This is a genomic window from Listeria floridensis FSL S10-1187 (assembly GCF_000525875.1).
Taxonomy (GTDB): domain Bacteria; phylum Bacillota; class Bacilli; order Lactobacillales; family Listeriaceae; genus Listeria; species Listeria floridensis.
On the sequence record NZ_AODF01000032.1, the window covers coordinates 12,366 to 32,960 of the forward strand.

Annotated in this window: 24 protein-coding genes, 1 tRNA gene and 1 CRISPR repeat array; of the genes, 7 read left to right on the forward strand and 18 right to left on the reverse strand. The window is 39.0% G+C overall.

What is annotated here, in order from left to right:
• The first annotated feature begins 121 nt into the window (after positions 1-121).
• The 4 genes from MFLO_RS11420 (at position 122) to treC (ending at position 3,875) form a co-directional block, all read left to right on the forward strand.
• A complete protein-coding gene (locus tag MFLO_RS11420) occupies positions 122-586 on the forward strand; it encodes a hypothetical protein (RefSeq protein ID WP_036098123.1) in 465 nt (154 codons plus the stop codon).
• Between the two features lie 133 nt (positions 587-719).
• Positions 720-1,052 carry a glucose PTS transporter subunit EIIB gene (locus tag MFLO_RS16535; RefSeq protein WP_241433639.1) on the forward strand — a complete coding sequence of 111 codons (333 nt, stop codon included), beginning with the start codon at positions 720-722 and terminating at the stop codon, positions 1,050-1,052.
• Positions 1,000-2,202 (forward strand): PTS trehalose transporter subunit IIBC, encoded by a 1,203-nt coding sequence (gene treB / locus MFLO_RS11425; protein ID WP_241433640.1) that lies wholly within the window; start codon positions 1,000-1,002, stop codon positions 2,200-2,202. Before MFLO_RS16535 ends, treB begins: the two co-directional genes overlap by 53 nt.
• A 17-nt stretch (positions 2,203-2,219) precedes the next feature.
• Positions 2,220-3,875 (forward strand): alpha,alpha-phosphotrehalase, encoded by a 1,656-nt coding sequence (treC, locus tag MFLO_RS11430; RefSeq protein WP_036098125.1) that lies wholly within the window; start codon positions 2,220-2,222, stop codon positions 3,873-3,875.
• A gap of 30 nt (positions 3,876-3,905) precedes the next feature.
• On the opposite strand, the gene treR is transcribed toward treC, so the two are convergent.
• Entirely contained in the window at positions 3,906-4,622 is a 717-nt protein-coding gene (gene treR, locus MFLO_RS11435; protein WP_036098127.1) for a trehalose operon repressor, read from the reverse strand.
• Positions 4,623-5,046: 424 nt separating this feature from the next.
• On the opposite strand from treR, the gene MFLO_RS11440 reads away from it, so the two are divergent.
• Complete coding sequence (locus tag MFLO_RS11440) at positions 5,047-5,892, forward strand: YitT family protein (protein WP_036098192.1); 846 nt, start codon at positions 5,047-5,049, stop codon at positions 5,890-5,892.
• A 37-nt stretch (positions 5,893-5,929) separates the two neighbouring features.
• Here the strand turns inward: MFLO_RS11440 and MFLO_RS11445 are convergent, their stop codons facing one another.
• The 4 genes from MFLO_RS11445 to MFLO_RS11460 form a co-directional block, all read right to left on the reverse strand.
• Positions 5,930-6,481 carry a peptidoglycan recognition protein family protein gene (locus MFLO_RS11445; protein ID WP_051993626.1) on the reverse strand — a complete coding sequence of 184 codons (552 nt, stop codon included), beginning with the start codon at positions 6,479-6,481 and terminating at the stop codon, positions 5,930-5,932.
• The gene (locus MFLO_RS11450) at positions 6,478-6,753 is read right to left on the reverse strand and encodes a DUF3116 family protein (protein WP_036098129.1); all 276 of its coding nucleotides are present in this window, start codon (positions 6,751-6,753) and stop codon (positions 6,478-6,480) included. Before MFLO_RS11450 ends, MFLO_RS11445 begins: the two co-directional genes overlap by 4 nt.
• A 74-nt stretch (positions 6,754-6,827) precedes the next feature.
• Positions 6,828-7,088 (reverse strand): YdeI/OmpD-associated family protein, encoded by a 261-nt coding sequence (locus MFLO_RS11455; protein WP_051993627.1) that lies wholly within the window; start codon positions 7,086-7,088, stop codon positions 6,828-6,830.
• A gap of 105 nt (positions 7,089-7,193) precedes the next feature.
• Positions 7,194-9,629: an ATP-binding cassette domain-containing protein gene (locus MFLO_RS11460; RefSeq protein ID WP_036098130.1), complete on the reverse strand. Its 2,436-nt coding sequence runs from the start codon at positions 9,627-9,629 to the stop codon at positions 7,194-7,196.
• Between the two features lie 131 nt (positions 9,630-9,760).
• Between MFLO_RS11460 and MFLO_RS11465 the strand changes: the two genes are divergently transcribed.
• On the forward strand, positions 9,761-10,465 hold the full coding sequence (locus MFLO_RS11465; RefSeq protein ID WP_036098131.1) for a MerR family transcriptional regulator: 705 nt from the start codon (positions 9,761-9,763) through the stop codon (positions 10,463-10,465).
• A gap of 78 nt (positions 10,466-10,543) precedes the next feature.
• Here MFLO_RS11465 and MFLO_RS17335 read toward each other — a convergent pair whose 3' ends face one another.
• The 12 genes from MFLO_RS17335 to racE all read right to left on the reverse strand — a co-directional run bounded on the left by MFLO_RS17335 (position 10,544) and on the right by racE (position 18,728).
• Entirely contained in the window at positions 10,544-10,747 is a 204-nt protein-coding gene (locus MFLO_RS17335; RefSeq protein WP_479481402.1) for an aggregation-promoting factor C-terminal-like domain-containing protein, read from the reverse strand.
• Positions 10,672-11,181 (reverse strand): LysM peptidoglycan-binding domain-containing protein, encoded by a 510-nt coding sequence (locus MFLO_RS14775; protein ID WP_051993628.1) that lies wholly within the window; start codon positions 11,179-11,181, stop codon positions 10,672-10,674. Before MFLO_RS14775 ends, MFLO_RS17335 begins: the two co-directional genes overlap by 76 nt.
• Before the next feature lie 375 nt (positions 11,182-11,556).
• Positions 11,557-12,360, reverse strand: coding sequence for a Cof-type HAD-IIB family hydrolase (locus MFLO_RS11475; RefSeq protein WP_036098197.1), 804 nt, complete (start codon positions 12,358-12,360; stop codon positions 11,557-11,559).
• Positions 12,361-12,576: 216 nt separating this feature from the next.
• Positions 12,577-12,744 (reverse strand): hypothetical protein, encoded by a 168-nt coding sequence (locus tag MFLO_RS15605; RefSeq protein WP_156065862.1) that lies wholly within the window; start codon positions 12,742-12,744, stop codon positions 12,577-12,579.
• Between the two features lie 439 nt (positions 12,745-13,183).
• Positions 13,184-13,993 (reverse strand): hypothetical protein, encoded by an 810-nt coding sequence (locus tag MFLO_RS11480; RefSeq protein ID WP_206538335.1) that lies wholly within the window; start codon positions 13,991-13,993, stop codon positions 13,184-13,186.
• 360 nt (positions 13,994-14,353) lie between these two features.
• On the reverse strand, positions 14,354-14,656 hold the full coding sequence (locus MFLO_RS11485) for a hypothetical protein (RefSeq protein ID WP_193786554.1): 303 nt from the start codon (positions 14,654-14,656) through the stop codon (positions 14,354-14,356).
• Positions 14,656-14,850: a hypothetical protein gene (locus MFLO_RS15435; protein ID WP_149023037.1), complete on the reverse strand. Its 195-nt coding sequence runs from the start codon at positions 14,848-14,850 to the stop codon at positions 14,656-14,658. The genes MFLO_RS11485 and MFLO_RS15435 overlap by 1 nt, the downstream gene beginning before the upstream one ends.
• 307 nt (positions 14,851-15,157) lie before the next feature.
• Positions 15,158-15,456: a CRISPR direct-repeat array (repeat unit 36 nt; unit sequence GTTTTACTGCTACTAAATCTTTAAGAGTACAAAAAC).
• 353 nt (positions 15,457-15,809) lie between these two features.
• A tRNA-Arg gene (locus tag MFLO_RS11495) sits at positions 15,810-15,883 on the reverse strand.
• A gap of 104 nt (positions 15,884-15,987) precedes the next feature.
• The gene (locus tag MFLO_RS11500) at positions 15,988-16,509 is read right to left on the reverse strand and encodes a metallophosphoesterase (RefSeq protein ID WP_036098132.1); all 522 of its coding nucleotides are present in this window, start codon (positions 16,507-16,509) and stop codon (positions 15,988-15,990) included.
• A 38-nt stretch (positions 16,510-16,547) separates the two neighbouring features.
• Positions 16,548-17,159, reverse strand: a complete 612-nt coding sequence (locus MFLO_RS11505) for an XTP/dITP diphosphatase (RefSeq protein WP_036098200.1) — start codon at positions 17,157-17,159, stop codon at positions 16,548-16,550.
• Positions 17,159-17,908, reverse strand: a complete 750-nt coding sequence (gene rph, locus MFLO_RS11510) for a ribonuclease PH (protein ID WP_036098134.1) — start codon at positions 17,906-17,908, stop codon at positions 17,159-17,161. Before rph ends, MFLO_RS11505 begins: the two co-directional genes overlap by 1 nt.
• Positions 17,898-18,728, reverse strand: coding sequence for a glutamate racemase (gene racE, locus MFLO_RS11515; RefSeq protein WP_036098137.1), 831 nt, complete (start codon positions 18,726-18,728; stop codon positions 17,898-17,900). The genes rph and racE overlap by 11 nt, the downstream gene beginning before the upstream one ends.
• 147 nt (positions 18,729-18,875) lie before the next feature.
• Between racE and MFLO_RS11520 the strand changes: the two genes are divergently transcribed.
• Positions 18,876-19,346 carry a YslB family protein gene (locus MFLO_RS11520; protein ID WP_036098138.1) on the forward strand — a complete coding sequence of 157 codons (471 nt, stop codon included), beginning with the start codon at positions 18,876-18,878 and terminating at the stop codon, positions 19,344-19,346.
• 28 nt (positions 19,347-19,374) lie between these two features.
• Here MFLO_RS11520 and MFLO_RS11525 read toward each other — a convergent pair whose 3' ends face one another.
• Positions 19,375-20,592: an aspartate kinase gene (locus tag MFLO_RS11525; protein ID WP_036098139.1), complete on the reverse strand. Its 1,218-nt coding sequence runs from the start codon at positions 20,590-20,592 to the stop codon at positions 19,375-19,377.
• Between the last annotated feature and the right edge of the window lie 3 nt (positions 20,593-20,595).

Here is a 20,595-nt window from a genome sequence, read left to right on the forward strand (position 1 = left end):
GACTTTTGTTTCAAACGTTCATTTTTTCCCCTTCCTTGGATAGATTTTTTTGGAAAGAAAAAAATTTAATTGCTCAATGTTTCACATTATGATAGACTTACATTTGAAGGAGCTGATGGAAATGGGGCAAAGTTTAGCACATCTGCAAATGTTTGATTATTTACTAAAAAAATACCGTGATCAAGCGGTTTTCCCAGATACACAAATGGTGGTTGAAATTGATGGGAAGCTTTGGACAGGTAATTTTCTGCAACTTGAGGATTGTAACATTATTGAAGTAGATTGGGATGACCAGCGTTATACGCAAGTTGAAAAAACGCGCCAAGCGATTAATGATGAATTTGATGCAAGTATTCAAAATTCTAATGTTAATGTTAGTGAAAATCGTTTGGATGCGAAATTGGCAAAAATTAAAAACAGTGAAATTCTTTATGAAGAAATTAAAAGCTTTGTTTCGCAAGTTAACAATAAGGAAACTACTTTGAAGCCTTATCTTTATGACGCTTATTGTTTAGATACGCGGGTGAAACTTCCCTTCCTTGATTTGTCAAATAAGACTGTTCAAGTGGTTGCATTATCCAATTAATAGCTAAACCAGCTTGGCTGTTCGCAGCTAAACTGGTTTTTCTTTTAAAAAAAATGGTTGCGCTTTCAATTATTTCGTAGTATATTTTATTTAAGCAACTTGTATATACAAGTTTGAAAAAGGAGGAAAAGTAATGGCAAAATATACAGATGACGTAAAAGCTTTGCTACCGTTGATTGGAGGAAAAGAAAATATTTCATCGGTGACTCACTGTGCTACACGGATGCGGTTCGTTTTACAGGACCCGGAAAAAGCAGATGTTGCAAAGATTGAAGAGCTCGATGCAGTGAAAGGAACCTTTACACAGGCTGGCCAATTTCAAGTTATTATCGGCAATGATGTTCAAGAATTTTACAATGAATTTGCTGCTGCAAGCGGTGTTGAAGGGGTTAATAAAGATGACGTGAAAACGGATGCGAAAAAAAAATATGAGCTTGATTCAGCGAATGCTCGCTGCTCTTGCTGAAATTTTCACACCGCTGATTCCTGCAATTGTTGTTGGGGGACTCATTCTCGGTTTTCGAAATGTAATCGGTGACATTAAGATGCTTGAAGAAGGAACAAAAACAATTGTGGAAGTTTATCCATTTTGGAACGGTGTTTACGGATTTCTTTGGTTGATCGGCGAAGCATTTTCCACTTCCTTCCGGTTGGAATTACTTGGTCAATTGCAAAAAAAAATGGGGACAACTCAAATTCTTGGAATTGTTCTTGGAATCACGCTCGTTTCTCCTCAGCTGCTAAACGCGTATGCAGTGGCCTCTACAAAAGCAGCAGAAATTCCTGTTTGGGACTTCGGATTTGCTCAAATTCCTATGATCGGTTATCAAGCTCAGGTCATTCCAGCTATGCTTGCCGGATTTATGCTTGCTTATCTTGAAATTGGGTTAAGAAAGATTGTTCCAAATGCGATTTCAATGATCGTCACACCTTTCTTTGCACTTGTACCTACTGTTTTAGCTGCTCACGTTATTCTCGGACCAATTGGTTGGAAAATTGGTGATGTCATTGCGACAGTTGTTTACAGCGGATTAACAAGTGCATTCAGCTGGTTGTTTGCTGCATTGTTCGGTTTCTTGTATGCCCCGCTCGTAGTTACTGGACTACATCATATGACGAATGCAATTGATTTGCAGTTGATGAGTCAGTTTAATGGAACAAATCTTTGGCCGATGATCGCTCTTTCAAATATTGCACAAGGTTCAGCTGTTCTTGCTATTATTTTTCTTCATAAAGGAAACGAAAAAGAAGAACAAGTTTCAATTCCGGCAACAATTTCTTGCTATCTTGGTGTCACGGAACCAGCAATGTTTGGGATTAACTTAAAATACTTGTATCCTTTCGTTGCAGCTATGATCGGTTCCTCGCTTGCAGCTGTCATCTCTGTTTCAAGTGGTGTTATGGCTAATTCTATCGGCGTTGGAGGCTTGCCTGGAATCTTATCAATTAAACCTCAATTTTACTTAATTTATACGATTTGTATTCTTGTGGCGATTGTTGTTCCGTTCGTTTTAACGGTTGTGTTCCGGAAATACAACATTTTAAATAAAGTTGATACGGCTCCAATTCGCACATTTGGAAAGCATGAGTTTCGCAAAAAAGCAGGCAATATTTAATGAAAGAGGTTTAAAGAATGGAAAGAATGGCTGAGAAAACAATCTACCAAATTTATTTACGCTCGTTTTATGATTCAAACGGCGACGGGTTTGGCGATATTCCTGGAATAACGGCCAAGCTGGATTATTTTGAAAAACTCGGTGTTGATATGTTGTGGCTAAACCCGTTTTATCCTTCTCCACAGCATGATAACGGTTATGATATTTCTGATTATACAGGGGTTGATCCGCGATTTGGAACGATGACAGATTTTGAAGAACTGGTTCACGAAGCAAAGAAACGCTCGATCGGTATCATGATTGATCTCGTTTTAAACCATACTTCAACCGACCACATCTGGTTTCAAAAGGCTCTTGCTGGCGATTCGAAATACCGTGACTTTTATTATTTTAAAAAGGGACGCGGCAAAAATTGTCTTCCACCAACGAACTGGACTTCAAAATTTGGTGGCCCTGCGTGGGAGCGGCTGCCGAACTCGGATGAGTACTATATGCATCTCTATGATGTGACACAAGCGGATTTAAACTGGGAAAACCCTGAGGTGCGTGAAGCACTCTATCAAGTTGTTCGCTTTTGGATAGATAAAGGGGTCGAAGGCTTCCGGCTAGATGTTCTTAATGTCATCTCAAAACCCGATACGCTTCAAGATGATTTCATCGGAGACGGGCGGCGTTTTTATACGGATGGACCTCATATTCATGAGTATTTAAAGGAACTGAATACAAAAACTTTCGGGCCGGAGCACTTGCTTACTGTTGGTGAGATGTCTTCTACGAGTATAGCAAGCTCAATTCGTTACAGCAATCCGGCCGAAAAAGAATTGTCCATGGTCTTTCATTTCCATCATTTAAAAGTAGACTATAAGGACGGTGAAAAATGGCGGCTAGATCAAGTACGCTTTGGAGAGTTAAAGGAACTTTTTCACACTTGGCAGGTTGAGATGACACGCGGCAATGGTTGGGACGCACTCTTTTGGAATAATCATGATCAGCCACGAGCGCTTGGTCGTTTCACTTCAGACAAAGAAGAATATCACTATGCTGCGGCAACACTTCTGGCATCAACGATTCACTTGATGCGCGGAACACCTTATCTCTACATGGGGGAAGAGATTGGGATGATCAATCCGAGGTTTTCAACGATTGAAAGCTATAGTGATATTGAAACAATTAATCATTATAAGTTACTTCAACAGGAAGGTTTGTCGGAACAAGAAACGATGGCTATCATCATGGAGCGCTCTCGTGACAACAGTCGCATTCCAATGCAGTGGACATCAGGCAAAAATGCTGGATTTACAACGGGAACTCCACTTTATCCGGTTTCAGACAGCAAGGCTTGGATCAACGTTGAAGCGGCACTTAAAGATAAGTCGAGTATTTTCTATTTTTATCAGCGTTTGATTGAACTCCGGAAAAAACACCGTGTTATCCAAACAGGCAATTACACTCCTTTTCTACTTGAAGAGGATCGGATCATCAGTTATTTGCGCGAAGATGAAACGGATTCTCTGCTCGCTGTTCATTACTACGGCGAAGAAGAGCATGAGATCACGCTCCCAGAAGTATTTTTAAATGGCAAAATTTTGATTTCGAATGTGGGGCGGGATCAAATTGGCAAGCGGATTACTTTGAAACCATATGAAACTTTGGCTATTCTTTTAACAAAATAAAAAAGCTGCTCGCATATGACGAGCGGCTTTTTATCTGCGCCGGGCAAAGTCGATGAAACGAAAGCGATCTAGGCGATGACGTGATTCTGTGTACTGAAATAGTGTTGTATCCTGTAAAAAAACAGCGCTTCGCACAACGACTACATGGCTATCTTGCTTGAGGTCAAGCCATTTGCGATCTTCTTCTGTCACCGGTTCGACTGTAAATTCTTTTTGCGCGTAGCTAATCTCGTAGCCAAGTTCATTTTCGAGATATTCATACAATGAATTTTCAAGCTCGTGGTCTGCAACTTTTCTGATTTTTTCTTCCAAAAGAAAATCTTTATCAAGTATTACTGCTTCCCCACTTAGAGATCGCACACGTTCAATATGCCACGCTTTTGCTCCTTTTGGAAGAGAAACGTATTGACGTACACGTTCCGGTAAAACTTCATATTCATTTTTGATGACTTTTGTTGTCGCATTCATATGCTGTGCTTCATGTAGTTCCTTAAAGCTCGTTAAGCCGGAAACTGGAAATGCGTAACGCTCACGGTCAATCACGATCGACCCTTTCCCCTGCATTTTTTGGATAAAGCCGTTTTCAAGTAGTAGTACGAGCGCTTTGCGGATAGTTTCGCGGGAAACATGAAACTCTTTTGCGAGCAGATTTTCACTTGGAATGAGCTCGCCTGCTGCATAGGTTTTGTTGAGGATTCGTTCTTCCAGCTGTAAATAAATATCATAGTATTTGTTTTTTGTATTCAAATTACTCACCCATCGTTATTGTAGCATAATTATCTCCAAAAATAACTTTTTTTTGTGGTACACTGATAGTAGAACAGTCTGATGACTCATTCAGATCGACCTTTTTAAGAAAGGGGCATTTATTATGAAGCAGACAGAAAGCGAAAAACCGCTTGTCTTAAAAATTACTATCAGTGTGCTGATCGGCTTGTTTTTACTGAACTTGATGCCGATTTTGGCGATCTTCGGCTAATCAGAGTTGCCAAAAAAAAAGATTTTATGCTAATTTTTAAAAGACGGAAAAAATGATTTATTTTTTATGGTGAGAAAGTTAAGGGAAAATAAGCCCTTAATGCTTTTTAGAAAAAAAAGACTCCGATGATCCTTTGCAAGGATTTTCGGAGTTTTTTTTATGGCTTCACCGCGCGAGAAAGGAGATACATTTATGACAAAAAAATGGGTTTTTGATTTTGGTAAAATTATTATTGGGGCTTTTGTTTTTTCACTTGCCGTGAATGTCTTCGCTCTCCCAAACCACCTTGGTGAAGGCGGTGTGACGGGACTTACAATGATTCTTTATTACACGCTTGGACTTGCACCAGCGCTCACAACACTGATCTTTAACGGAATTCTTCTTATTATTGGCTACAAATTCCTCGACCGGCTCACAGTGATTTTAACGATAGTTGCCATTACTTTTACTTCGCTTTTCCTACGGTTAACAGAATCGATTACATTTTCAACCGATCAAACGATTATTGCAGCCATTTCAGCCGGAATGCTGATGGGATTTGGAATGGGACTAATCATGCAAGGCGGCGGTACAACTGCCGGAAGCGCCATTCTTGCAAAAATTGCCAATAAATATTTAGGCTGGAATACAAGTTATGCTTTGCTATTCTTCGATTTAATTGTCGTTGTCCCTTCTGCTTTCATCATTGGATTTCAAAATATGCTTTTCACGATCGTTTCGCTTTATGTTTCGACAAAGGTTCTTGATTTTATTCTCGAAGGTTTTAATCCGAAAAAGTCAGTTACGATTATTTCGGATCAATACGAAGCGATTGCAAAAGAAGTTGATCTCAAAATCGGCCGTGGTATCACGATCTTTAACGGTGAAGGCTATTACACAAAACAAGGCAAAAAGATTCTTTATATCGTCATTAGTCGGCAACAGCTTTTGCCGCTCACCAAAATTGTGAATAAACACGACGAAAAAGCTTTCTTCATTATCAATGACGCACAAAGCGTTGTCGGTGAAGGCTTTACGAAACAAATTACGAGCGAATAATATAAAAAACTGAGGAAAAGCCGTTCTGCTTCTTTCCTCAGTTTTTTTCTTGGCGAATTTGCTTTAGCTTCTGTACCGCCTTGCTCCTAAACTGTTCAAACCGCTCTGGATTGTTCACCCAAGGCGCTGGACAAAATTTTCCGCTAATATCAAAATGGCGAATGATATCTGTTGCTTCAAGTTGGTGCTTCGCGCATAAAAATACGGCTAATTCTAAAGCCCTCATCTCGATTTCGCTTGCTATTTCTATATTGCGATCTACACACATTTCAATACTGAGCGACAAATAATTCGCATCAGGCAGTAGCGCTTTTGTACCGCGATATAGCTCCCCGTTTACGAAGCGTGCTCGATCGTTTGCATGATAAGCGACTTCATCCGTTGGAACAACACATAACGTCTCGTTTCTATCAACAAAAAAATGCGCCGAGGCATAGCGCTTTCGTTCTTGATTTAACCATTCGTAATGCTCATGAGCAGTCATTTCTGGGTTAGCCGTGTAGTGCATTACAATTTTTCTAATTGCCTCAAGTTTTATTCCCGGTCTTGTTACCGGATTTTTTTCAATCCATTTATTTTTATACATCATTCTTCTTCCACCTCATTCGAGGCTCGTAAAATGCGATACATTTCTTCACCTTTTTGCGTTAATCGATAAAATGTTTTCTTGCCGTCCACTTCTCCACGCTTAATGTAGCTTTTCCATTCCAGCCAGTATAACGTATGCAAAAGATCTGTTTTCGAGTGATGATGAACACGTTTCTCATCCAAGTGTTCTAACGTTAAGTTTGTCAGACGATTGTGCGGATTATGCACAGCTCGAAGCACGACAAAAATTATGTCTGCGTTTGGTACATTCAAGTGATCACATTCTTTCCGATGCTATATTGGAATTTTACTTGATTCTCTGTTTAAATTCAATCTTTATTTTCAAATCAAGTTTCCTTTGGACGATACTCCATATTCATGTATTTATCTCCTGATGCAAGTTCGGCAAGCATTTGATTCAATCTTTTTTCACGTGTCTCCATTCGTTTGGCTCGAGAAATCCAACCGATATAATCATTCTTTTGATAATCCGGTCGTGCTTTGTAAGCTTCTAGTAAATTGCGCTTACTTAGTTCAGCTAAGATGTCATCCGGAAGCGGATAAACGCTTCGATGCAGTTTGCTTGAATCCACATACTTATTCTCCATTTTTTCTCCCCTCAAGCTCATATTCCATACGTCACAATTCCCATTTAACACCTGCATTAAACATTAAAAAGCCTGTTTTACCGCGGTAAAACAGGCTTTTTGCAATTACTTGCTAAGATATTTAGTTGTTTTTGTTTTAGCTTTCAGAAATTCTTCAATCGGTCCGCTGAAGACTAAATGTCCTCCATTTTTCCCACCATCTGGTCCAAGTTCAACAATAAAATCGGCTTGAGAAATCACATCCAGATTATGCTCAATGAAAATGAAGCTATTGCCAAGATCAATTAATTCTCGGATCAATTCCATGAAGTGAAAGACATCTAGTTTGTGGAGCCCCGTAGTAGGTTCATCCAAAATAAACAATTGATCGGTTCCTTGCTTCAGCGAAATTTTTCGTGTCAAGTTCAGCCGCTGCATTTCACCGCCTGACAAACTATCCGTGGTTTGACCAATCGAAATATAATCGAGACTCGTTTTAGAGAGCAATTTCAAAGCCGTGCTATTCAGCTTGTTCGAATCAAAAAACTGAATGGCCTCTTGAATGGATAAATCGAGCACACTTTTAATTGTATGCCCACTTACTTCTACTTGCAGTACTTCTGCTTTGTAACGGCTTCCGTGACAAACAGGACAAGGGCTTTCAAAGTTTTCAAAGAACAACTGGTTATTCTCAACTACACCAAGTCCTTGACAGTTTTCACAACGTCCTTTTCCTGAGTTAAACGAAAAATCACCGGCAGAAAACGGCAAATCTTGCTTTTTCGCTTCTTTAGCAAACAGCTTGCGAATCTCATCAAACAGGTTTAAGTACGTGGCAATAATCGAACGTTTATTGCGTGCAGGTTTCTTCTGTGTAATAGTCACCAAATCTTTGAACTTGTGATGCCAGGTAACATGTTCGCTATCGGAAAGTTCATTTTTAGCCAGCTCATGAAATAGCAATGTGGATTTCCCAGAACCTGATACGCCTGTCACAACAGACAAACAACCGACAGGAAAGGCAACAGAAACTTCTTTTAAATTGTGGCTTGATGCGCCGTTAAGTGTCACAGCTGTGCTTGCTGTATTGCGTGCTCGGCTCGTTTGCCGATATTCATTTGAAGAAGACTGAAAAAGAAGTGAGCTCGTCAATTTGCTAAGAGATTCAAAGCTGCCGGAAGCTACTACTTCGCCCCCATTTTTCCCAGATTTCGGTCCGATTTCAATGATATGATCAGCGTGCTTCATAAAGGTTTCGTCATGTTCAATCGCGATGATTGTATTGTTTCGCGCCTGGATCTGAGCGATCATTTCAAGCAGACCTGTCGTGTCATCTGGATGCAGTCCAACTGTTGGCTCATCAAGAAGTATTAAGAGTTCGGTCATTTCTGAGTCAAGAATCGCAGCAAGCTTAATTCGCTGGGCTTCACCGCCAGAAAGTGATGCATACGGACGATCAAGTGATAAATAATCGAGACCGACTTTTGCAATCCGCTCCACTTTCGTTTCGATATCAAACAAATAATCCTTCACAAATTCGGCAGCTTCCGGCTGTTTTTGTTTAAGCTCTTGCACCCATTCTCGAAGCATCTGCAAATCCAGTTCTCCAAGTTCCGGAAGGCGTTTACCAAATACACTTACTGAACGGCTAAGTTCACTTAATTTTTCACCATGACAATCTGGACAGGTAGCTTCATGAATATAGGCATCCATGTTAGTCGGCACCCCTTTATGCTCAGCGATCTTCTGCCAAATTTTTGTTTCAACTCCTTCAAATCGGCCTTCAAACACCTTTGTTGGCAAGTTTCGCTTCGTTTCGGGATCTAGCTCTTTTGAGTGAATTCCATTTTTTAGCAGTTCGATTTGTAGCGACGTAAAGTCAGCGAGCGGCAAGTTATCCGGTGTTTCAATACCGAGATGCTCAAGCAGACCAAAATACGATTTTTGCTGATAATCTGCGTAACTTTTTTGCCAGATGACCACACCTCCCTCGAGAATCGACTTGGTTTTGTCGTATAGGCTGTCACCGATAACGAGCGCCTTCCCAATTCCCTTGCACGTTCCGCAAGCCCCTTCTTTTGTATTGAAGGAAAAGGCTGATCGTGTGAGCTTTTTCATGCGAAATTCGCAGTGCGGACAAAACATGTATACCGTATACTGATCATCTGTTTTTTCTGTTTCCTCAATTGCTTCATGTGCAGCAACTATCTTGCCGCAATGCGGGCATTTACGTTCATGTAGCTTCTCAAAAATCATCCGCAGATCGGTGTACATATCTGTTTGCGTGCCGAGTGTTGATCGCGGATTGCCGTTTCGATCTTCCTGATCGATCAAAATGGCTGGTGATAAATTTTGAATGGAATCTACTTTAGGTTTTGGAATACCTTGAAAACTCATTGATTCCAGATACTGCCGCTGTGATTCAATGTAAATGGTGTCTTTTAGCAAAGTGGTCTTTCCTGAACCCGACAATCCAGTAATCACGGTCATCTTGTTGCGCGGAATCTCAAGATCAATGTGTTTCAGATTTTTTTCATGTGCATTCTTAATGTTTATCCTCATCTAATCACCTCTCTTTTAAGTATAGCAGTTTGAAGCAACCTTTCACTTTTTGAAACTAAATTTCTTTTAAATAAGGATTCATGATACAATAAAGTAAACTTACTACTTGAAAGTTTTACTTAAAGGTTGTGATGACTATTTTCTATACAATGAAACAAATGACCGAGAGAATCGGTGTCAGCAATACTACATTGAAAAGGTATGAAGATGATCAGCTACTTCCCGAAATAAACTATACACTTGGCGGGCAGCGTCGCTACGGAGAAGTGCATCTGATCGCATTCGAAACGCTACGGAAACTCCTACCTGGATTCAAAACGGCCATTTCCTATCAGTTGATGAAGCTTGCCCTTAAGGGGAACCTTGCTGATGCATCGTGGCTGATTGCAGATTCACTCCGCAATCTTGTTCACAAGAAAGAACTGCTCGAAAGACGCCGCACTTTTCTGCTTTCTCTTCCTGAAAACCTGCCAACGGTTTCTCGTTTAAAGATTGGTGACCTTGCAAAATTCGCTAGTGTAGAGACTTCTGCACTGCGCTACTGTGAGGAACGTGGTTTGATCGTTAGTGAGCGAGAATCTTCAAGTGGTTACCGCTATTATAATGAACCTGAAATCAAGAAAGTGCTCGTTATTTCTATGCTTCGAAAAGATATTTATAATTTAGACCAAATCAAGCAAATTGTAGATGAAACGACCGAAGCAGATCTTGCGAGTGTGAGACAACACTATGAACTGACCCAGCAGAAGCTTACAGAGCAGCTTGAACGAGCACTTGTTGCAGTCTCGCAGTATATGACGTATTTTGAACTGCTTCAGGATACTGATCATGATTAAGGTTTAAACACAAAAAAGCCCGCGGTGTGTGCCGCGGGCTTTTTAATTAATAAGTTTTTATTCATTTAAAAGCTTATCTTAGTACCAACCATATTGTTCGTGATGTGCTTTCGCATTGCTCCACGAACCGTAACGGCTTTGTACGTAACTATTTGCTACACGTTCTTGGTTAGCAGCAGAATAGTCGCCTTGCAGATAAGAATTAGTTAATTGGTAACGACCAATATATTTTCCTGTTGCACTTTTAGCTGAGTATGAACCGCCAGATTCTCTTTGCGCAATCCATTCTTTTGCAGATTGTTCACTTGAACTCCCTGTGTTGGCTGCTTTTGTTTGAGTTTGACGAACAGTAGTTGTTTGTTTTTGAGCTGGTGCTTGTGTCTCAGCTGTATACGTTTTTTGTTTTGGCTTTGTTGGCTAGTAGTTTGGCTCGAGGCATTGCTATTAGTTACCGCAGCTTTCGATGTATTTTGTACAGTTGCTACGCCGTTTCCGTCAACATCTAGCGTTTGACCGACATAGATAAGGTTAATATTTTTAATGCCATTTAGTTGGGCAAGTTTTGCTACGGTAGTGTTGTTTTCAAAAGCAATTTTAGATAACGTATCCCCTTGAACCACGCTGATAGATTTAGCGTCTGCCAAATGACCTCCTACAACCGTCGTTACTCCTACTACAAATGTAGCTACAGCCATCTTTAGTACGTTCTTCTTCATTATTTTAAAACCACTCCTTAATTTTTAATGCGAGATAAGCATAACATACCAACATTTCAAATCAACTACTGTATTATTTCATATTATTTCAATATAAAGTCAGTCCCCCATTTTTGATTTATTCGCAACCTGCTTATCTTTTCATCCATTTTCATTGTAAATAGGCATGGTTGTCAGGAAAAACGATCATCCGTTCTATTTTTTTTGCTTTGAAATTTTTTCGATTTTTCTTTCTATTTATTTTTAGAAAAAAAAGAAGAAAACTGATTAAATTTATGTCGATTTTCTTCTTTTTTTACTTTTTGAGATAGTTTTTTTATTTTTGAAAGTTTATTTTTCTAGTAAAATCGGTATGAAATTTCAATAGATTTTGCTTTATAATTGTAAAACCGTTTCAATAATCTGTAGAACACCAGATTCATTATTAGAAGGTGCTTGATGATGAGCAGTGCTTTTTACAGAGTTACTACTCTGTTTCATTGCATAACTAAATTTAGTTAATTGAAGCATTTCTATATCATTATCTGCGTCCCCGAAAGCCAGAAGTTCGTTTACATCTAGTTGATTCTTTTCTAAAATTTGGCGAACTGCAGTCCCTTTAGTTATATTTGGGAGCATAATGTCGATACTACCATGACCACTTGATACAGCTTTTATATGATTTTTGAAGCGCGAATTAAGTTCTAGCACAACTCGATTTACTTCCGTTTCTTTTACATCAAGCGCAAATTTAACAAAATCATCGTTAGGAAGTATTTTGAAATCTTCCACTTCATTTAGAGAAAAATAATACGTTTTTGCAAACTCTTTAAATCTTAAACTAGCACTTTTTGTCATGTAGGCTTGACTCACACCACATAAAACAAATTCCAAATTCTCTGATTCCTGCGTGAGATATGCTACAATTTTTTTTACTATTTCGATCGAAAAAGTGTGTTTAGCAAGTAATCGATTATTTTGGAATGTCAAAGCTCCATTCTCAGAAACATAAATAATTTGTTCATCTTTATTCGGAAAAAATGATTTTAACTGAGCGTATTGATTACCACTTGCAACGATGAATAAAATTCCATTCTGTTGTATTGCTTGAAATACTGTATCAAATCGATCTCGATCATAATAACCGTTTGAATCTAAAAATGTTCCATCCATATCAACACTTATAGCTTTAATAGGCATTTTCTTTGCTCCTTTCATCGACTTTCTTCTATTAATTAGGTAGTAAAAAAAGAAAACCACTAACTTGTGGGAGTTAATGGTTTTGATGAGTACTTATTTTATCTTCATTATATCACTATGATTTTTGTCTGTCTGTAGACAAATTGTGAATAAATGGATATCCTAGCATCTTTTTACAGTCACTTTGGGAACAAATTTTCATGTATCTATCAGATGTCAGAATTCTTCCTCTCTCTTTTCTTTATGGTCAAACTCCGCTTTTCTTTTTCTTAAAAGATAAAAAATTAAGATTAGCAGTCCAGATGGAATCCCAATGACAAAAGCAAAAATCAATAAAGTAAAGACTGTATCCCATATCGTAAAAGCACTTGCTATCACTAACATTTTAGTTCTCCTTTTTGTAAAAATATTTATTTTCTTCTATTATATTGGATGATAGCTATTTTAGCGAATTTCTTAATTTATTTTTTGTCTTAATTGAGTAACTTGAAACAGAGTTTATATCCTTTCACAGTTAGTCTCAATGTTTTTCCTGTGCATTATATCCTTTTAGCTTAAATTCTTTTTAATCAATGATTTTTTCCATATAAAATAATTCCTCTATTCTAACTTCAAATCCTTTCATATGTTGACGCTTCGCTTTTTTGCGGTCGTCACTGGGCAGATAATTAAAATCAAAAGAATACTTATTTATTCGTTCCAACCATTGAAATAGAAAACACATCAACAAGATCTGAGTTGATGTGTCAGCAAAAATCTAAAAATATAATACGTATCTAATTTAGTCATGAAAATTAAAGATTAAACAAGGCTATCTCAAAAATTATTTAGTTGGGACATTTAATAAAATACTCTCCGATAACATTCCCGGATCGGCAATTTTATTTACAGAAGTTAAAAATGGCATTCCCCAATCTTCTGCATGAGCACTTCCATTAAATGGTTGCTCATAAACAAGATCTTGATCATTTGTGGCATATTTCCAAACAGCTCCAGCGAACCACGTACAGTTATTGATAGGGGTATATGTTCCTCTTTCAAGTGAACCCTCTAATCCCATAGCTTTTCCTGTTAAATAGCTTTCCAAATTCAGTTTGGGCACATATTCGCGCTCGAATTTCTTTGAAAACTCTTCACCAGAAATATCTAATTTTGCTACCTTCTCAGCATGAAATTTTCTCTCAGCACTGTCGTTACCAGTTTCTGGATCGGTTCCGTTTTTAGTATATCCTTGCCCACCGTGGTAGCCATAAGAAGTAAAGTCTCCAGGCCTATCGCTGTTAAAAACAACAATCCATGAGTGTCCGACTACACCAGAGGCAAAATATTCATACAAAACTTTTAACACTGCCTTGGATCTGTTTTCTGCATCTTCTTTTGGAAATTCATCTGCAGCAGTATCTGCAAGAGCAACTACTTCATCTAAGTTTGTACGTTCTGCTGTTCGATTGCTTCGAATAGCAATTTGAGGATATCCCACCTCAGCATTACCAGTAGGTTCATATGTATCTTCTGAAACACCTCTATGAATGGTTTCATTTTTAATAGCTTTTGCTGAATGTGGGTAGAGTCCGCTACCAAATACGCTTATAAGAAAACTGAGCAGAATAAGCGTTATAACTTTCTTTTTCATAAAAACAACTCCTTTTAAAAATTTAGTAGCTATTACCTTGTTTAATCATTCACAAAAATAGACGCTTACTTCTTTACTTAGCTAGAAATTTGTAGTTTCATGATTTTTAGTATATAATTTACCATCTTCGAAACTAATCATATAATACAATAGTAAGTAAAATCGCTTTAGTATTATATTCGTCGATTTTCGTAATTATTGTAGCACAAATAAGTATAAAATAACTAAAAATGTAATAAAATGTGTAATTTATGTCGCAAATGACTAAAAATCAGTAGTTTTTCACTTTTATAGAGTATTAATGCTAATACTCTGTCTTTATCCAAAAAAAGCATATATGAAGCGTACTTTGTTCGAGTTTCATGCCCTTAAACAACAGTTTGCAGATCGGTTAAGCGGATCTTTAGCAGCTGAAAAATTTATTTCTACATAGGCTATGACGGATTTATAGGGTGTCGACTTTTTGTTTTTATCAACTGGGGCAACAGTCATGGCTTGCATTCCATTTTTTGAGTTGTTTTCTGTTTTTAAAATTTTATAATTGTAACCATCTAATTCAAAACCATTTCCTTCTTTCATTGTAAGAGAATAATCATCATGCTTCGGGTCTAACCAATAAGCCACATCACTTAATTTACTGTATTGTCTATCCCGAATAGTCATCAAAATTCCTCCTCTTTACCATTTGAATAGATGACTTTGATTTTATTGGTTGTAATCCCCTTCTCTTGAACCTCTTCATCAACTAATCCTATGGTAGATAATTCGTTTTGTTTTTTTACATAGCCATAATCAAAACGAGCAGTTTTATTTTTATCATTTGTCATCTTCACAACCATTCGATAAAAACCTGCCATTTTATTATACCCAGTGCTCTCTATTTCCACTTTTTTTATATCGAAAAATTTCTTTTTTTAATAGCTCAGCGGATTGCTTTTTAGCCTCTAACTTTTCTAGTTCCTTTTTATTGTCCATATATTTTTCTTTCCAATTCCGATTCTAAGTAGTAGTATAAGTCCAAGTAATATTAGCCACATCTTTTTCATCCCGTCACCTAAATTTGTATGCAATACTATATCCAATATATCATAACCTCATCAACCTATATGTGAAATTTTCTGTTTATTGCATAAAAAATGACCTCGCCTAAAGGCGAGGTCAACTATTGATCGGTTACTAAATCTTTAAGAGTACAAAAACGCCCAACTATCTATCGAATAAAAGAAGATCGTTTTACTGCTACTAAATCTTTAAGAGTACAAAAACTAGCGGTCTCGTGCGCTACAATAAAATTAGGTTTTACTGCTACTAAATCTTTAAGAGTACAAAAACGTATTAAAAGATGGAATACCAAAAGGTAAAGTTTTACTGCTACTAAATCTTTAAGAGTACAAAAACCAGGGTACAACAAAAAGAATGAATGGAGAGTTTTACTGCTACTAAATCTTTAAGAGTACAAAAACCTCAAAATAAACGTCTTTAAATTAAGGATTGGCTCTATAGCAACATTCTAGCATAAAATGCTATTTTTGTCTTTTCTAATAATCGGATTAACTTTTTCAATACTATCCATCACTTAATTTAACAAATTTTCCAGCCAATGTAATCTAGATATAACTCCTTTTCAAACAAGGTTTAAAAATAGTAAAATCGTACAAGAGAGATTAAGACATAAAAAATACACTACCACCGCGGACATATACAGTCATCTCTTACAAGAAACTGATATGAAAGCAGCGAATGAGTTTAAAAACCCTTTTTAGGATTCTCTGCCCCATTTCTGCCCAGTTAGGTAATAGTGTACTCTTTAAATGAGCGTCCTGAGAGGGATTCGAACCCCCGACCGACGGCTTAGAAGGCCGTTGCTCTATCCAGCTGAGCTATCAGGACAAATTGGCTTATTTTTCAACAGCCAAATATTATTTTTATGGTTATTTCCCTCTTTTGTCAATGCTTTTATGCAACTTCTTTTATATTTTTGCAATAAAGTTCGCTCATGCTTTGAATAGCGGAAAAATTTGTGTCAGCTCACGTAATTCATTATCCTGATCGTCCATGAACTTCACAAGAATACCTTCTGGAACACTCTCAATCAAAGCATACGTCTTCACGCGAATTGGTCCGCGCGGAAGTGAAATGCTGCCTGGATTCAGAATTAGCGTGTTATCCATCATCTCGGCGCCTAATTCATGTGAATGGCCAAAAAAGACAAAATCGGCATCGAGCTCACGAGCCCGGTAACGCAAATTCATCAGCGTCATTTTAATATTATATAAATGACCGTGTGTCACAAAGATACGATATCCGTCAATGTCAAGCGTCAATTCGTTTGGAAAATCCGGTCCGAAGTCGCAATTACCGCGAACGGTTGCAAAACCCTGAATCGCAGGATCATTCTTACTAAGTTCTGAATCGCCACAATGAATCATGGCATCGACTTTTCCCTCATATTTTTCTTTCAAATGCGTCAAACAGTCATGTTCAGAATGGCTGTCGCTCACTACTACTAATTTCATAATCTGTTGTTCTCCTCCCCACATGCTTCTCTATTCTCTCACTTTTGATCGATTTTTGCTAGTACCTTTTCGATGTTTTTACCAAGTTCTTTGATTGCATTTCCTCGGTGGCTGATCTTATTCTTTTGCTCAGGTGTGAGGTTGGCCATTGTCGTCCCGAAATTCGGCAAGTAAAATAACGGATCATAACCAAAACCATTGGTGCCGGAAGGGGCTTCAGCGATTCTGCCTTCGCATTCGCCATCAAAATAGTCAAGTGCACCATCTGGCGTAGCAATCGCTAGCGTACAGTGGAATCTGGCTGTTCTTTTTTCCGCCGGAATGTCTTTAAGTTCTTTAAGCAGTTTTTCATTATTTTTCGCATCATTATGCGCTTCGCCTGCATAACGCGCTGAATAGACGCCTGGTGCTCCGTCAAGCGCATCTACAACAAGTCCGGAATCATCCGCAAGTACTGTTTTATTCAAAAGCTTTGCAACGGTTTCAGCTTTAATTGCCGCATTTTCAGCAAATGTCGTCCCCGTTTCTTCAATATCGCCAATTTCTGGAAAATCGAGTAATGTTAAAATCTTAATATCATGGCTACCAAGGATTTGTTCATATTCCATCGCTTTGCCTTTATTCGCCGTTGCAATAACTAGTTCACGCATCATTTTTCGCCCCTTATTAATTCATCAATCTCTTGTCCCAATTTTTCATGTTGCATTTTTGTAAGTTCATTAATTCCTGCTCTTCCAAGTGCCAACAGTTCAACAAGTTCTGTTTCAGAGAACGTTGCTTCTTCCCCTGTTCCTTGGAGCTCAACAAATTGACCGCTGCCCGTCATGATAATGTTCATATCTACATTTGCAGCACTGTCCTCGTGATAATTTAAATCAAGCACAGCCGTACCGTCTTCTAAAATCCCAACGCTCGTTGCTGCCAAGTAATCTTGAACTGGGAATTTTTCGAAAGGCACTTCCTTATGCAGTTTGTGAATCGCAAGTGTTAGCGCAATAAAAGCCCCTGTAATTGAAGCTGTTCTTGTTCCTCCGTCTGCTTGAATCACATCGCAATCAAGCCAAATCGTCCGCTCGCCCAGCGCTTCTAAGTCGACAACAGCCCGAAGTGCGCGGCCGATTAAACGCTGAATTTCCATTGTTCGTCCAGTTACTTTTCCCTTGGAGGATTCACGAATATTTCGTGTTCCCGTTGCACGCGGCAGCATCGCATATTCTGCTGAAATCCAGCCTTTTCCTTCGCCGCGCATAAATGGCGGTACTTTCTCTTCAATGCTCGCATTACAAATTACTTTTGTTGCTCCTGCCGAAATCAGCACAGAGCCTTCCGGATGTATTAAATAATCTGTTTCTACTTCAATTGTACGAAGCTCATCTTGTTTTCGTCCATCAAATCTCATGATTCACCTCAAACCTTTCCTTTTCACCCAATGTAATATGTTCAACGTCCATTTTTTCTAGTCCTAACCAATCTTTTGCAATGCCTTCAAAAATTGGAACTGATCCGGTTGTAAAGAAGCGATGATGCTTCTTTCCTTCTTCTTTTTCGAGCAAGTCATGATAATCAAGCAACGCACTTACTTCACTCGCTGTTTCTTCACCCGAATTGATAACGGCAACATTTTCGCCCATGAAATTTTCAATCAAAGGTTTTAAGAGCGGATAGTGCGTACAACCTAAAATCAGTGTATCAATCTTCGTGCTTTTTAGCGGAAGCAATGACTCAGCGACTACTTTTTTAGCAATCGGGCTTTTATATTCGCCAGACTCTACGATCGAAACGAATTTCGGACAAGCTAGCGAATCAACGCGGACATGCTGATTTAATCCTTTCAGCGCTTTTGGATAAGCCATGCTTTGAACTGTTCCCACTGTTCCAAGAACCCCAACTTGTTCATTTCGAGTTGCCTTAAGTGCAGCACGCGAACCTGGTTGAATAACACCGATTACGGGTATATCAAGTGTCGCTCTGATGTCTTTTAGTGCCGCTGCTGTTGCCGTATTGCAAGCAATCACAAGCATCTTGATGTTGCGATCAACTAGAAAACGAGTCATTTCCCAAGTAAACTTCAAAACCTCAGCAGTATCACGCGGACCGTAAGGGCAACGTGCGGTGTCGCCTAAATAATATATCTCTTCATGCGGCAGTTGTTTCAAGACTTCTTTAACTACAGTAAGTCCACCAACGCCAGAATCTATAAATCCTATTGCTCGTTTCACGATCTCGCCTCTATTTCCTTTTAAATCTATACGTTACCATTTTCTTATTTTTTGGCAGTTTTCGCAAGTATTTTTGCTAATTTCTCAAATTCTATTTTCTTTTAAAGCCCTTTTTCGCTATAATAGGTAAGTAGAAAGCGGGGTATCATGTTAATGACAGAAGAATCAAACCATGAAATCACAAGCGAACCGGCAAAAAACCTTGTGCCGAGTTTTGGTATTGAACTTTTCCGAGATTATTTGCTTCCAGAGCTTCTCGGCGAAGAAACGCCTCACATTTTGTACTGGGCTGGAAAAGACTTGGCTCGTAAATTTCCACTCGCTTCTTTTGAAGAAATCAGCGCCTTTTTTGCGGAAGCTTCTTTTGGCTCTGTCGCTATTGCGAAAGAAAAAAAGGACGAACTGCAGATCATTCTTTCAGGAAATGCGGTGGAAACACGCTTCAATCTTCAAAATAGCCCTTCATTCAAGCTAGAAGCAGGCTTTATCGCAGAACAGATTCAAACGCAACGCGGATACTATACGGAAGCCTATGATGAAGTCAATACGCGCAAAAAAGAAGTCGTGATTGTCGTCAAATGGGATCGTAAAGAAAGTGTCGAATCAGAAATAGAATAGGAAGCAAAAAGGCGTGAAAACAAAGTTTTCACGCCTTTTCAAGTTCAAATGTATCATGAAGCACTTGAGCCGCTTTTACCATATCTCGCTCAGGCACAACCGTTGAAACCTTGATTTCAGAAGTACTGATCATTTTGATGGGCACTTTGTTTTCTGTCAGGGCTTCAAACATACGCGCTGCGACGCCCGGGTTTGAGACCATTCCAGAGCCTACGATCGAAACTTTGGCAAGGTCTTGCTCCGATTCAAGTTGTTCGTAGCCAATCTCTCCCTTTTTATCCTCCAAAACAGCAAGCGCATTAAGCAGTGCAGCTGTTTTTAGCGTGAAAGATAAATTTCCATGTCCAAGACCGGTAATTCCTTGAATAATAATATCCACATCCACATTATTTTTAGCGAGTTCGGTGAACACTTTTGACACGCGCATATCTTCTTTGCGGCTCCAGTGAATTGTGATACGCGTAATTCCGTCTTCAAACGCAATCCCGCGTACAACTTTCGTATTTTCCAAGTCCAAAACCTCCTCAATCATCGTTCCGCTCGTTTCTCCGTGGCTAAGACGTACTTCAAGCGGGATTTTGAAATTTTTTGCATACTCGACTGAACGCGGATGAAGCACTCCGGCACCCAAATTTGCAAGCTCGAGCATTTCGTCGTAAGTCAGCTGCTCAAGCTTTATCGTTCCTGTTACGTAGCGCGGATCGGTCGTATAAACCCCGTCAACATCCGTACAAATCGCACATTTTAAAGCAGCGAGCTCGGCCGCAAGTGCAACAGCTGTTGTGTCAGAACCGCCCCGGCCAAGTGTCGTGATTTCCCCGTCATGAGTGATCCCTTGAAAACCTGCGACCACTACAATTTTATTTTCCGCAAGTGCCGCACGAATACGCTCCGATTCGATATCGAGAATTCTAGCATTCCCGTGTACGCGCTCTGTTTCAATCCCAGCTTGAAAGCCCGTAAATGAAACAGCATTCGCACCTTTCGCTTGAAGCGCCATCGCGAGCAGTGAAATCGTGATTTGTTCACCCGTTGTAAGCAGCATATCCATCTCGCGTTTACTTGGCAACTTGGAAATCTGCTCAGCCATTTGAACCAACTTATCCGTTGATTTTCCCATTGCCGAAACGACGATCACAACTTGATGCCCCTGCTCTTTTTCGCGAATTGCCTGCTCGGCCGTTTTCTCAATTTTTTCAATCGAACTGACCGAAGTTCCACCAAATTTCAGCACAACAACTCCCATAAC

Excerpts from the sequence above, each read along its gene's own strand:
- MFLO_RS11420 (WP_036098123.1), top strand. The coding sequence starts at position 122 with ATGGGGCAAAGTTTAGCACATCTGCAAATGTTTGATTATTTACTAAAA.
- MFLO_RS16535 (WP_241433639.1), top strand. The coding sequence starts at position 720 with ATGGCAAAATATACAGATGACGTAAAAGCTTTGCTACCGTTGATTGGA.
- treB (WP_241433640.1), top strand. The coding sequence starts at position 1,000 with ATGCGAAAAAAAAATATGAGCTTGATTCAGCGAATGCTCGCTGCTCTT.
- treC (WP_036098125.1), top strand. The coding sequence starts at position 2,220 with ATGGAAAGAATGGCTGAGAAAACAATCTACCAAATTTATTTACGCTCG.
- MFLO_RS11440 (WP_036098192.1), top strand. The coding sequence starts at position 5,047 with ATGACAAAAAAATGGGTTTTTGATTTTGGTAAAATTATTATTGGGGCT.
- MFLO_RS11445 (WP_051993626.1), bottom strand. The coding sequence starts at position 6,481 with ATGATGTATAAAAATAAATGGATTGAAAAAAATCCGGTAACAAGACCG.
- MFLO_RS11455 (WP_051993627.1), bottom strand. The coding sequence starts at position 7,088 with ATGGAGAATAAGTATGTGGATTCAAGCAAACTGCATCGAAGCGTTTAT.
- MFLO_RS11460 (WP_036098130.1), bottom strand. The coding sequence starts at position 9,629 with ATGAGGATAAACATTAAGAATGCACATGAAAAAAATCTGAAACACATT.
- MFLO_RS11465 (WP_036098131.1), top strand. The coding sequence starts at position 9,761 with ATGACTATTTTCTATACAATGAAACAAATGACCGAGAGAATCGGTGTC.
- MFLO_RS14775 (WP_051993628.1), bottom strand. The coding sequence starts at position 11,181 with ATGAAGAAGAACGTACTAAAGATGGCTGTAGCTACATTTGTAGTAGGA.
- MFLO_RS11475 (WP_036098197.1), bottom strand. The coding sequence starts at position 12,360 with ATGCCTATTAAAGCTATAAGTGTTGATATGGATGGAACATTTTTAGAT.
- MFLO_RS15605 (WP_156065862.1), bottom strand. The coding sequence starts at position 12,744 with ATGTTAGTGATAGCAAGTGCTTTTACGATATGGGATACAGTCTTTACT.
- MFLO_RS11480 (WP_206538335.1), bottom strand. The coding sequence starts at position 13,993 with ATGAAAAAGAAAGTTATAACGCTTATTCTGCTCAGTTTTCTTATAAGC.
- MFLO_RS11485 (WP_193786554.1), bottom strand. The coding sequence starts at position 14,656 with ATGACTATTCGGGATAGACAATACAGTAAATTAAGTGATGTGGCTTAT.
- MFLO_RS15435 (WP_149023037.1), bottom strand. The coding sequence starts at position 14,850 with ATGGCAGGTTTTTATCGAATGGTTGTGAAGATGACAAATGATAAAAAT.
- MFLO_RS11500 (WP_036098132.1), bottom strand. The coding sequence starts at position 16,509 with ATGAAATTAGTAGTAGTGAGCGACAGCCATTCTGAACATGACTGTTTG.
- MFLO_RS11505 (WP_036098200.1), bottom strand. The coding sequence starts at position 17,159 with ATGCGTGAACTAGTTATTGCAACGGCGAATAAAGGCAAAGCGATGGAA.
- rph (WP_036098134.1), bottom strand. The coding sequence starts at position 17,908 with ATGAGATTTGATGGACGAAAACAAGATGAGCTTCGTACAATTGAAGTA.
- MFLO_RS11520 (WP_036098138.1), top strand. The coding sequence starts at position 18,876 with ATGTTAATGACAGAAGAATCAAACCATGAAATCACAAGCGAACCGGCA.
- MFLO_RS11525 (WP_036098139.1), bottom strand. The coding sequence starts at position 20,592 with ATGGGAGTTGTTGTGCTGAAATTTGGTGGAACTTCGGTCAGTTCGATT.